12 protein-coding genes and 1 pseudogene are annotated in these 10,715 nt (G+C 69.0%); 1 reads left to right on the top strand and 12 read right to left on the bottom strand.

The genetic code is table 11. The features are described from left to right. Nucleotides 1–353 (bottom strand): annotated as a pseudogene (locus FFS27_RS20675) (hypothetical protein); the annotation flags it as partial. A gap of 125 nt (nt 354–478) precedes the next feature. Here FFS27_RS20675 and FFS27_RS20670 point away from each other — a divergent pair. Next, on the top strand, nt 479–745 hold the full coding sequence (locus FFS27_RS20670; RefSeq protein WP_003095462.1) for a DksA/TraR family C4-type zinc finger protein: 267 nt from the start codon (nt 479–481) through the stop codon (nt 743–745). 9 nt (nt 746–754) lie between these two features. On the opposite strand, the gene FFS27_RS20665 is transcribed toward FFS27_RS20670, so the two are convergent. From FFS27_RS20665 to urtB, 11 genes are all read right to left on the bottom strand, one after another. After that, entirely contained in the window at nt 755–2,122 is a 1,368-nt protein-coding gene (locus FFS27_RS20665) for a hypothetical protein (protein WP_019486470.1), read from the bottom strand. Nucleotides 2,123–2,240: 118 nt separating this feature from the next. Further along, a complete protein-coding gene (gene ureC / locus FFS27_RS20660; RefSeq protein ID WP_003095453.1) occupies nt 2,241–3,941 on the bottom strand; it encodes an urease subunit alpha in 1,701 nt (566 codons plus the stop codon). A gap of 68 nt (nt 3,942–4,009) precedes the next feature. Further along, the gene (locus FFS27_RS20655) at nt 4,010–4,315 is read right to left on the bottom strand and encodes an urease subunit beta (protein WP_003095450.1); all 306 of its coding nucleotides are present in this window, start codon (nt 4,313–4,315) and stop codon (nt 4,010–4,012) included. A 16-nt stretch (nt 4,316–4,331) separates the two neighbouring features. Beyond that, nucleotides 4,332–4,850 (bottom strand): L-methionine sulfoximine N-acetyltransferase, encoded by a 519-nt coding sequence (locus FFS27_RS20650; protein ID WP_003110942.1) that lies wholly within the window; start codon nt 4,848–4,850, stop codon nt 4,332–4,334. A gap of 8 nt (nt 4,851–4,858) precedes the next feature. Then, nucleotides 4,859–5,161: an urease subunit gamma gene (locus FFS27_RS20645; protein WP_003099389.1), complete on the bottom strand. Its 303-nt coding sequence runs from the start codon at nt 5,159–5,161 to the stop codon at nt 4,859–4,861. 1 nt (nt 5,162) lies between these two features. Beyond that, a complete protein-coding gene (locus tag FFS27_RS20640) occupies nt 5,163–6,005 on the bottom strand; it encodes an urease accessory protein UreD (RefSeq protein WP_003116109.1) in 843 nt (280 codons plus the stop codon). An 8-nt stretch (nt 6,006–6,013) separates the two neighbouring features. After that, nucleotides 6,014–6,466 (bottom strand): GNAT family N-acetyltransferase, encoded by a 453-nt coding sequence (locus FFS27_RS20635; RefSeq protein WP_003095437.1) that lies wholly within the window; start codon nt 6,464–6,466, stop codon nt 6,014–6,016. A gap of 83 nt (nt 6,467–6,549) precedes the next feature. Further along, complete coding sequence (urtE, locus tag FFS27_RS20630) at nt 6,550–7,248, bottom strand: urea ABC transporter ATP-binding subunit UrtE (RefSeq protein ID WP_003105134.1); 699 nt, start codon at nt 7,246–7,248, stop codon at nt 6,550–6,552. A 136-nt stretch (nt 7,249–7,384) separates the two neighbouring features. Next, nucleotides 7,385–8,242, bottom strand: coding sequence for an urea ABC transporter ATP-binding protein UrtD (gene urtD / locus FFS27_RS20625; RefSeq protein WP_003111224.1), 858 nt, complete (start codon nt 8,240–8,242; stop codon nt 7,385–7,387). Next, nucleotides 8,239–9,318 carry an urea ABC transporter permease subunit UrtC gene (gene urtC / locus FFS27_RS20620; RefSeq protein ID WP_003105139.1) on the bottom strand — a complete coding sequence of 360 codons (1,080 nt, stop codon included), beginning with the start codon at nt 9,316–9,318 and terminating at the stop codon, nt 8,239–8,241. The genes urtD and urtC overlap by 4 nt, the downstream gene beginning before the upstream one ends. Further along, on the bottom strand, nt 9,315–10,715 hold a 1,401-nt coding region (gene urtB / locus FFS27_RS20615), incomplete at its 5' end, for an urea ABC transporter permease subunit UrtB (protein ID WP_137952177.1). The genes urtB and urtC, both read right to left, overlap by 4 nt.

The raw sequence follows: 10,715 nt of genomic DNA, 5'->3' as shown, positions 1-10,715 counted from the left end.
TCGCGGGCCAGGCGCGGGCCGAGGCTGGCGCCGCGGGAGAGCAGGGCGATCAGCCACAGCCAGGCCGCCAGCAGCGGCAGGGCGGAGAGCCAGCCCAGCGGCCGCAAAGGCGCCCCCGGCAATGCCAAGCGCAGGGCGGCAAGACCCCGCGGCGCGGCACCGAGCAGCAGCGCCAGGCTGCCGAGCAGCGGTGCGTAGAGACCGGGATGACGGCGCGGATACAGGCCGTGCAGTTGCCGGACGCTATAGCGGTCCTCCGGCGCCGGCAGGGCGAACGGATCGCCGGCGAGCGCGGCGTCGAGCTGGCGGCCCTGGTCGATCAGGTGGGCGAGGCGGCGGAACGGTCCCATCATGCGGTGTACCTTCAGGCTTGGCTGGCGATTGTGCCACGCCAGGCCGATGGTCGCGCCGCCCTTGCAAAGCCGCGGGCGAACGCCCATATCTGGAGGTTCCAGGGTTTCAGCCAGAGGAGTCAGTCATGGCCAGCGGGTGGGCGAACGACGGTGCGGTGCAGGAACAGATCGACAGCACGATCGAGGATGCCATCGCTCGTGCGCGCAGCCAGTTGCCCCGTGGCGAGAGCCTGACCCATTGCGAAGAGTGCGACGCGGCGATCCCCGAGGCGCGGCGCCGGGCGATTCCCGGCGTGCGCCTGTGCGTCAACTGCCAGGCCGAGCACGACAGGGAACAGGCGAAGTTCAGCGGCTACAACCGCCGCGGCAGCAAGGACAGCCAGTTGCGCTGAAGGCCTGCCTCAGTTTTCCCGATAGCGTTCCTTCACCCATTGCTCCACCGGCGACAGGGTGCGCATCCCCACGCCCAGCGGATCGTCCAGGTCATGCTGGCTGGAGGCGGTCCAGCGCGGGTCGATGAAGGACCAGGCCAGGCCCGCCGGGCCCTGGTCGCGGTAGGTACCGAAAACGTCGTTGAGGCCCAGCGGCTCCGCGTTGCGCAGCCACTGCCCGTTGAAGCCGTCGCCGTTGATGGTGCGGTCCGAGATCCAGCGACCGTCGTCGTAATGGAAAGCCATCACTCGCCAGCGATGCTCGCACCAGTGGCAGGCGTCGTCGTCGACGTAGAAGGCTTCGACGAAGATTTTCTTCCCGCCGATGTCGAGGAAGGTCGAGTAATCGTCGGTATGGCGCGGGGCCAGGCTCAGTCGGCTGCCATCGCCGAGGTCGATGAAGCGATCGGGGGCGTAGGGCGAGCGCGGCGAAAGGCTCATCAGGACCCTGGCGTAGTCGTCCCGCTGCGGCGGGTCGGCGACCAGTGCCTGGCGCTCCGCGGCGGTCAGCGCGAAGCGCTCGCTGCCTCGGCCGACCACGTCTTCCAGCTGACGCTGGTCGCGCGGTAGGGTGCCGTCGAGGCCGGCGTGCAGGTTGACCGCCTGGATGAACCGGGCGACGTCGATGTCGAGCATTTCCGGATAGCCGGAATGGGCGCTCAGCGCGCCCTCCTTCAGGTCGTAGATCACCGACCAGCGCGTCCCTCCCGAACCGCCGGCGTAGGACAGGTAGCCCAGGCGCAGTTCGTCGCGGCCGTCGCCGTCGTAGTCGGCGACTTCCAGTTGGCTGAGGCTGAACAGCTGGGGGAAGGCATAATCGGTTTCGAACTGCTCGCGCGGTTTCCGCTTCGCGTCCGGATCGAAGGGGACCAACTGGATCTTCCGGTATTCCCGGAGGCTCAGCTCGACCATGTTCTTCTGGATATCCAGGAACGGGGAGAGGTTGAGCAGCGAGGAGAGGAGGCCGGGTTCGGCGATGTAGAACACCTTCACCAGCGGCAGGTTGGTCCGTCCCTGGTTCCGCTCCAGGCGCTCGATGACCTGGTCGTCCATGGCGAAGGCCTTGCCGACGAAGCGCCGATTGCCGTAGGCGACCAGGAATTTCTCGCCGAAGCCGAGCAGGTCGGCGCCCTTGATCTCCACCTCGTAGTCCGCCGGAAAGCGCGCGAGGATGGCTTGGCGCAGCATCACGTCCTTCTTGCTGATGGGAATCTCGCCGTACTGGTAGAGCTGGTAGGTCCAGTAGAGGAAGTAGCTGACCACGACGATGGCCGTCGCCTGGAAGGCCTTGGCCAGATACGGGGTGGAAGCGTTGCGGGACGATTGGCGGGAGGACATGGACGGACTGCCGGCGGCTGCGGGGAGGCGCCATTGTCGCCGCTAGCGCCGGCAAGCCAAGCTGTCCGAACGGAGCGGTCGACGTCCCGGCGTGGCGCCGGGCCCCGTCGCGTGGGAATCAGAACAGGAAATAGCGCTGTGCCATCGGCAGCACGTCCGCCGGTTCGCACCAGAGCAACTGGCCGTCGGCGCGTACCTGGTAGTTCTGTGCGTCGACCTCGATGGTCGGCAGGTAGCCGTTGTGGATCAGGTCGGTCTTCTGCACACCACGACAGCCGCTGACCACGCCGATGGCCTTGCGCAGGCCGAGCTGCTGCGGTACGCCGGCGGCGAAGGCGGCCTGGCTGACGAAGGTCAGGCTGGTCGCGTGACGGCTGCCGGCGTAGCTGGCGAACATCGGCCGGTAGTGCACCGGCTGCGGCGTGGGGATCGAGCCGTTGATGTCGCCCATCAGGCTGGCGGCGATGGCCCCGCCCTTGAGGATCAGGCTCGGCTTGACGCCGAAGAAGGCCGGGCGCCAGAGCACCAGGTCGGCCCACTTGCCGGCTTCGACGGAGCCCACTTCATGGCTGATGCCGTGGGTGATCGCCGGGTTGATGGTGTACTTGGCGATGTAGCGCCTGGCGCGGAAGTTGTCGTTGCGCGCACCGTCGCCGTCGAGGCGGCCGCGCTGGCGCTTCATCTTGTCGGCGGTCTGCCAGGTGCGCGTGATCACTTCGCCGACCCGGCCCATGGCCTGGCTGTCGGAGCTGATCATGCTGAACGCGCCGAGGTCGTGGAGGATGTCCTCGGCGGCGATGGTCTCGCGGCGGATGCGTGACTCGGCGAAGGCCACGTCCTCGGCGATGGCCGGGTCGAGATGGTGGCAGACCATCAGCATGTCCAGGTGCTCGTCGATGGTATTGCGGGTGAACGGCCGTGTCGGGTTGGTCGAGCTGGGCAGCACGTTGGCGAAGCCGCAGGCCTTGATGATGTCCGGTGCGTGGCCGCCGCCGGCGCCCTCGGTGTGGTAGGTGTGGATGGTGCGGCCCTTGAAGGCGCCGAGGGTGGTCTCGACGAAGCCGGATTCGTTGAGGGTGTCGGTGTGGATCGCCACCTGGATGTCGTGGCGCTCGGCCACCTCCAGGCAGTTGTCGATCGCCGCCGGGGTGCTGCCCCAGTCCTCGTGCAGCTTCAGGCCGATGGCGCCGGCGAGCACCTGCTCCTCCAGCGGCAGCGGCAGGCTGGCGTTGCCCTTGCCGGTGAAGCCGATGTTCATCGGGAAGGCGTCGGCGGCCTGGAGCATCCGCGCCATGTGCCAGGGACCGGAGGTGCAGGTGGTGGCGTTGGTCCCGGCGGCGGGGCCGGTGCCGCCGCCGATCATGGTGGTGACGCCGCTCATCAGCGCCTCTTCGATCTGCTGCGGGCAGATGAAGTGGATGTGCGTGTCGATGCCGCCGGCGGTGAGGATCATGCCCTCGCCGGCGATCACCTCGGTGCCGGCGCCGATGGCGATGTTCACCCCGGGCTGGATGTCCGGGTTGCCGGCCTTGCCGATGGCCTGGATGCGCCCGTCCTTGAGACCGACGTCGGCCTTGACCACGCCCCAGTGGTCGAGGATCAGCGCGTTGGTGATCACCGTGTCGACCACCTGCGCCGCGCCCAGCTGGCTCTGGCCCATGCCGTCGCGGATGACCTTGCCGCCGCCGAACTTCACTTCCTCGCCATAGACGGTGAAGTCCCGTTCCACCTCGAGCCACAGGTCGGTGTCGGCCAGGCGCACGCGGTCGCCGACGGTGGGGCCGAACATGTCGGCGTAGGCTTGTCTGCTGATTTTCATCGAACGCTCCTTTGGCGATCGTCGGTGTTCGCTGTCTTTCCTCGGACCTAGCTAGTTGGGAATGGGCCCTAGAGGTCCCCCATCACCCGCCCGGCGAAGCCGTATACCCGCCGTCCGCCGCCGATTTCCACCAGCTCCACCTCGCGGCTCTGCCCCGGTTCGAAGCGCACCGCGGTGCCGGCGGCGATGTTCAGGCGCATGCCACGGGTGGCCGGACGGTCGAAGGCGAGGGCGTCGTTGACCTCGAAGAAGTGGTAGTGCGAGCCGACCTGGATCGGCCGGTCGCCGGTGTTCGCCACGCTCAGGGCGAGGGTGCGGCGGCCGGCGTTGAGTTCGATATCGCCGGGCTGGATGTCGTATTCACCGGGGATCATGGGGGCTCCTTGGGGCTCAGGGCGCGCTGCGCGTCGGGTCGAGGTTCAGTTGCATGAAGGTCAGGTCGAGCCAGCGGCCGAACTTCTGGCCCACCTGCGGCATCTGCCCGCTGATCTCGAAGCCGAGGCGCCGGTGCAGGCCGATCGAGGCGGCATTGCCGCTTTCGATGGCGGCCACCATGACGTGCAGTCCCTGGGCCCGCGCACGTTCGATCAGCGCCTGCAGCAGTTGCACGCCGAGGCCTTTGCCGCGCTGGTCGTCGCGCACGTAGACGGAGTGCTCGACGGTGCTGCGGAAGCCCTCGAAGGGTCGCCAGTCGCCGTAGGAGGCGTAGCCGAGCACTTCGCCGGCGGCGTCGCTCGCCACCAGGATCGGGTAGCCCTGGCGGGCGCGGGTGTCGAACCAGGCCTGGCGGTTGGCCAGGTCCACCGGGGTTTCGTTCCAGATCGCCGTGGTATTGCCCACGGCGTCGTTGTAGATGGCGAGGATGCCGGGCAGGTCGGCGACGCCGGCGTCGCGGATCGAAGCGCTCATGGGCGGCCTCAGGCGATGGGCTGGTGGACGGTCACCAGCTTGGTGCCGTCGGGGAAGGTGGCCTCCACCTGGATGTCCGGGATCATCTCCGGCACGCCCTCCATCACCTGCTCGCGGTTCAGCAGGGTGGTGCCGTAGTGCATCAGCTCGGCGACGCTGCGGCCGTCGCGCGCGCCCTCCAGCAGGGCGGCGGAGATCAGCGCCACCGCCTCCGGGTAGTTCAGCTTGAGACCGCGTGCCAGCCGGCGCTCGGCGAGCAGGCCGGCGGTGAAGATCAGCAGCTTGTCTTTCTCGCGGGGGGACAAGTCCATCTCAGGTACTCCAGATGCGTGGGGGAACGGCCTCGCGGCCGAGCAGCGCCGGCCGCAGCAGGCGCCAGAGTTCGATCAGCCAGGCTCGCGCGTGCAGCGCCTCGTCGGCCAGGCAGCGCGCCACCAGCAGGCCGCCGGGCAACTGGCTGAGGTTGCCGCGGCCGGCGCAGGGGAGCGCGCGGCAGCGTTGCAGCAGGTCGGTGTCGATCTCGCCGCTGGCGACCAGGGTCGCCAGCACCGGGTGCCCGGCGAGGCCGATCGGCGAGTCGAGCAGGCGGTCGCCGCCGTCGATGCGCTGGCGCTCGTGCCAGAGCAGGCGGTCGTCGCGACGGATGTCCAGGGCTGCGACGAAGTGGCCGCTGGCGAAGCGCTCGCCGCTGGCCGGGCGGCCGAGCGCGACCATGTCCCAGTAGAACAGGCGGGCGTCGCCGCGCAACTGGATACGGGTTTCCAGTTCAGCCTGGGCGCCGGCGAAGACGATGCTTTCCTGCGGCAGCCATTCCAGGGTGGCGCCGGGCTCCAGGTGGATCTCCAGGGTCTGCCGCGACGGGCAGGCGGCGCGGTACCACTTGGCCGCGCCGGGGCTGGTGAGCTGGGCCCAGGCGCGTTCGCCGAGGCGCACGTCGAAGGCCAGGCTGTCGCCGCCGGCGATGCCGCCGGGCGGATGCACGAGGATGTGCTGGCAGACTTCCGGGCCTTCGGCGTAGAGGTGCTTCTGCACCCGCAGCGGTCCGGCGTGGCGCCGCGTCACCGGGCGTGTGGCGTCGCCGGCGCGGGCGTAGGCCAGCTCCAGCTGGGCGTGCCAGGCGGGGTGGAAGCTCAGGTCGGGGAGGGCGGCGGTCATCGGTCGGGTCAGGCCAGGGCCTTGCGCATGAACACGCGGCGGAATCCCTCTTCCTGGCGGCGTTCGTATTCGAGGTAGCCGACCCTGGCGTAGAGCGCGATGTTTTCCGTCATCCGCTCGTTGGTGTAGAGGTACAGCGAGCGGTAGCCGAGGCTCGTCGCGTCGCGCTCGGCGCGTTCCAGCAGCTGTCGGCCGATGCCCTGGCCCTTGCATTCGGGAAGCACGGCGAGGTTGTCGACGAGGAAGCCGTCGGCGGTTTCCCGGGTCACCAGCAGGCCGACCGGCTGGCCGTCGTGCTCGGCGATGAGGACCCGGTCGCTGGCGATCACCTCGTGGTAGTCCTGGGTCATCGGCCAGGGTTTGCGGCCGATCACCGCGATCCACGGGGCATAGGCGGCGGCGACGCAGAGCGCGGCGAAGCCCGCGTCGGCCTGGACGGCCGGGCGCAGAGTGACGGTCATTTCGACCTCCTGCGGAAAGACGAGGGCATAGAGATTGCCAGCGCAGGCCCCGGTTGCGCCAGCGGCAGTGTGTCCCAGTCCGTTCAAATCGCCACCAGCCCGCGCACGCCCTCGCTCTCCATGTCGCGGCCGCGGCCCTGCTGGACGATCTCGCCGCGCGCCATCACCAGGTATTGGTCGGCCAGTTCGGCGGCGAAGTCGTAGAACTGCTCGACCAGCAGGATCGCCATGTCGCCGCGCGCCGCCAGGCTGCGGACGACCGTGCCGATCTCCTTGATCACGGAAGGCTGGATGCCTTCCGTGGGTTCGTCGAGGATCAGCAGTCGCGGCTGGCTGGCCAGGGCGCGGCCGATCGCCAGTTGCTGCTGCTGGCCGCCGGAGAGGTCGCCGCCGCGGCGCTGTTTCATTTCGCGCAGGACCGGGAACAGCTCGTAGATGAAGTCCGGCACCGCCCGGGCGTCCCTGGCGCTGAAACGGGACAGTCCCATCAGCAGGTTCTCTTCCACCGTCAGCCGGGGGAAGATTTCCCGTCCCTGCGGCACGTAGGCGATCCCGGCGCGGACCCGCTGGTGCGGCCTGAGTCCGGTGAGCGAACGGCCTTCCCAGGCGACCTGGCCCTCGCGGGCCGGGACCAGGCCCATCAGGCAGCGCAGCAGGGTGGTCTTGCCCACCCCGTTGCGACCGAGCAGGCAGGTCACCTCGCCTACCTTCGCCTCGAAGCTCAGGCCACGGAGGATATGGCTACCGCCGTAGTACTGGTGGAGCTTGTCGACTTGCAGCATGGTTCTCTTCCATTTGTCCCGTGATGGTTCTTCACTGCGATTCCCAACCTGGCTCGGCGGATAACCGCGAGCGGTCATTCGCCCTACGCGACGGGCGCCACTTGGCAGGCGCTACCCGCCGAGCGGATGGCTGGCGTCAGCGACCGAGGTAGACCTCGATCACCTGTTCGTCGGCCTGTACCTCCGCCAGCGAGCCTTCGGCCAGCACGTGGCCCTGGTGCAGCACGGTGACATGGTCGGCGATGCTGCCGACGAAACCCATGTCGTGCTCCACCACCATCAGCGAGTGCTTGCGCGCCAGGGACTTGAACAGCTCGGCGGTGAATTCGGTCTCGGCATCGGTCATGCCCGCCACCGGCTCGTCGAGCAGCAGCAACTGCGGTTCCTGCACCAGCAGCATGCCGATCTCGAGGAACTGCTTCTGGCCGTGGGACAGCAAACCCGCCGGACGCTGCCGCGACTCCAGCAGGCGGATGGTGGCGAGCACCTCCTCGATGCGTTCCCTCTGCGTGCCGTCGAGCCGCGCGCGCAGGCTGGCCCACACCGACTTGTCGGCCCTCTGCGCCAGTTCGAGGTTCTCGAACACGCTCAGGGCCTCGAACACCGTAGGCTTCTGGAACTTGCGACCGATCCCGGCCTGGGCGATCTGCACCTCGCTCATGCGGGTCAGGTCGAGGGTGTCGCCGAAATACGCGGTACCGCTCTGCGGGCGGGTCTTGCCGGTGATCACGTCCATCAGGGTGGTCTTGCCGGCGCCGTTGGGGCCGATGATGCAGCGCAATTCGCCGACGCCGATGTACAGGGTCAGGTCGCGCAGGGCCTTGAAGCCGTCGAAGCTGACGTTGATGTCTTCCAGGCTGAGGATGGTGCCGTGGCGCGCGTCCAGCCGGCCGCTGGTGGCGGCGCCCAGGCCGATGGCGTCGCGGCCGCTGCCGGCGCTATCGAGGCCGGGGTGGAAGGCCGGTTCGAGCATCAGGTGCGGGGTGGTCCTCATTGCTCCTTCTCCTTGCGCAGCAGGCCGAGCAGGCCGCGCGGCAGGTACAGGGTGACGACGATGAACAGCGCGCCGAGGAAGAACAGCCAGTATTCCGGGAAGGCCACGGTGAACCAGCTCTTCGCGCCGTTCACCACGCCGGCGCCGAGCAGCGGGCCGAGCAGGGTGCCGCGTCCGCCGAGGGCGACCCAGACGGCGGCCTCGATGGAGTTGGTCGGCGACATCTCGCTGGGGTTGATGATCCCCACCTGCGGCACGAACAGCGCGCCGGCGAGGCCGCAGAGCACCGCGCTCAGGGTCCAGACGAAGAGTTTGTAGCCGCGCGGGTCGTAGCCGCAGAACATCAGGCGGTTCTCGGCGTCGCGCAGCGCGGTGAGGACCCGGCCGAACTTGCTCCGCGCCAGGCGCCAGCCGAGCAGCAGGCTGGCCGCGAGCAGCGCGACGGTGGCGAGGAACAGGGCGGCGCGGGTGCCCGGCGCGGTGATCGGGAAGCCGAGAATGCTGCGGAAGTCGGTGAAGCCGTTGTTGCCGCCGAAACCGGTCTCGTTGCGGAAGAACAGCAGCATGCCGGCGAAGGTCAGGGCCTGGGTCATGATCGAGAAGTACACGCCGCGGATCCGCGAGCGGAAGGCGAAGTAGCCGAAGGCGAAGGCCAGCGCGCCGGGCACCAGCACCACCAGGCACAGCGCCCAGAGGAAGTGCTGGGTGCCGGCCCAGTACCAGGGCAGTTCGTTCCAGGAAAGGAAGGTCATGAACGCCGGCAGGCTGTCGCCGGAGGCCTGGCGCATCAGGTACATGCCCATGGCGTAGCCGCCGAGGGCGAAGAACAGCCCGTGGCCGAGGGACAGCAGGCCGGCGTAGCCCCAGACCAGGTCGAGGGCGAGGGCGACGATGGCGTAGCAGAGGATCTTGCCGGTCAGGGTCAGGCTGTAGGCCGAGAGGTGCAGCGCGCTGTCCGCCGGCAGCAGGTGCAGCAGCGGCATGGCCAGCAGCGTGGCGAAGGCTGCGCCGAGCGCGATAGCGGTGACGCGGCCGCCGGCCCGGCGGGCGAGGGTGACGGTGAGTGGCTGGTTCAATCGATGACCCTCCCTTTCAGGGCGAACAGTCCCTGCGGGCGTTTCTGGATGAACAGGACGATCAGCGCGAGGATCAGGATCTTGCCCAGCACCGCGCCGATCTGCGGTTCGAGGATCTTGTTCGCCACGCCGAGGCCGAAGGCGGCGAGGACGCTGCCGGCGAGCTGGCCGACGCCGCCGAGCACCACCACCAGGAAGGAGTCGATGATGTAGCCCTGGCCGAGGTCCGGGCCGACGTTGCCGACCTGCGACAGGGCTACCCCGCCGAGCCCGGCGATGCCCGAGCCGAGACCGAAGGCGAGCATGTCCACGCGCCCTGTGGGCACCCCGCAGCAGGCCGCCATGTTGCGGTTCTGGGTCACCGCGCGGACGTTCAGGCCGAGCCGCGTGCGGTTCAGCAGCAGCCAGGTGAGGAGCAGCACGAACAGGGCGAAGCCGATGATGACGATGCGGTTCCACGGCAGCACCAGGTTCGGCAGCACCTGGATGCCGCCGGACAGCCAGGCCGGGTTGGCTACCTCGACGTTCTGTGCGCCGAACAGCATCCGCACCAGTTGGATCAGCACCAGGCTGATGCCCCAGGTGGCGAGCAGGGTTTCCAGCGGCCGGCCGTAGAGATGGCGGATCACCGTGCGCTCCAGGGCCATGCCGATGGCGGCGCTGACGCAGAACGCCACCGGTAGCGCCAGCAACGGGTAGAGCGCCAGCCATTCCGGCGCCAGGCGCTGGAACAGCAGTTGCACCACGTAGGTGGAGTAGGCGCCGAGCATGAGCATTTCGCCGTGGGCCATGTTGATCACCCCGAGCAGGCCGTAGGTGATCGCCAGGCCGAGCGCTGCGAGCAGCAGGATCGAGCCCAGCGACAGGCCGCTGAAGGCCTGGCCGAGCAGGTCGCCGACCAGCAGCCGGCGCTTGACCTGGGCCAGGCTGGTGGCGGCGGCGATGCGCACGCCTGCCTCCGGTTCCACCGCCGGGTCGAGCAGGTTCTCCAGGCGGGTTCGCGCCAGCGGATCGCCGGACTCGCCGAGCAGGCGCACGGCGGAAAGGCGTAGCGCCGGGTCGGGATCGCCGAGTTGCAGGTTGGCCAGGGCCAGGCCGAGGGCTTCCTTCACGCCAGCGTCGCTCTCGATCCGCAGGCGCGCTTCGAGCAGCGGCCGTTGCGCGGCCTTGGCGGTTTTCTGCAACTGCTGCGCGGCGGCCTGCCGCAGCGGCACTTCGTTGGCCACCAACTGGTGGCTGGCCAGGGCGGTGTTGAGCAGGCCGCGCAGGCGATTGTTCAGGCGCAGCGGCTTCGGCTCGCCGTCCGGCAGGGCGTCGCCTTCGGCGGCCTGGAAACGCTGGTCGGCGCCGAGGAGGAATGGCTGCTGGCGGCTGTCCAGCGCAATGCGGTTGTGGCG

This window comes from Pseudomonas sp. 2VD (assembly GCF_005503585.1).
Classification (GTDB): Bacteria; Pseudomonadota; Gammaproteobacteria; order Pseudomonadales; family Pseudomonadaceae; genus Pseudomonas; species Pseudomonas aeruginosa.
Note: the sequence above shows the minus strand (reverse complement) of the source record. Positions and strands in the feature narration are given on the sequence as shown.

Excerpts from the sequence above, each read along its gene's own strand:
- FFS27_RS20670 (WP_003095462.1), top strand. The coding sequence starts at position 479 with ATGGCCAGCGGGTGGGCGAACGACGGTGCGGTGCAGGAACAGATCGAC.
- FFS27_RS20665 (WP_019486470.1), bottom strand. The coding sequence starts at position 2,122 with ATGTCCTCCCGCCAATCGTCCCGCAACGCTTCCACCCCGTATCTGGCC.
- ureC (WP_003095453.1), bottom strand. The coding sequence starts at position 3,941 with ATGAAAATCAGCAGACAAGCCTACGCCGACATGTTCGGCCCCACCGTC.
- FFS27_RS20655 (WP_003095450.1), bottom strand. The coding sequence starts at position 4,315 with ATGATCCCCGGTGAATACGACATCCAGCCCGGCGATATCGAACTCAAC.
- FFS27_RS20650 (WP_003110942.1), bottom strand. The coding sequence starts at position 4,850 with ATGAGCGCTTCGATCCGCGACGCCGGCGTCGCCGACCTGCCCGGCATC.
- FFS27_RS20645 (WP_003099389.1), bottom strand. The coding sequence starts at position 5,161 with ATGGACTTGTCCCCCCGCGAGAAAGACAAGCTGCTGATCTTCACCGCC.
- FFS27_RS20640 (WP_003116109.1), bottom strand. The coding sequence starts at position 6,005 with ATGACCGCCGCCCTCCCCGACCTGAGCTTCCACCCCGCCTGGCACGCC.
- FFS27_RS20635 (WP_003095437.1), bottom strand. The coding sequence starts at position 6,466 with ATGACCGTCACTCTGCGCCCGGCCGTCCAGGCCGACGCGGGCTTCGCC.
- urtE (WP_003105134.1), bottom strand. The coding sequence starts at position 7,248 with ATGCTGCAAGTCGACAAGCTCCACCAGTACTACGGCGGTAGCCATATC.
- urtD (WP_003111224.1), bottom strand. The coding sequence starts at position 8,242 with ATGAGGACCACCCCGCACCTGATGCTCGAACCGGCCTTCCACCCCGGC.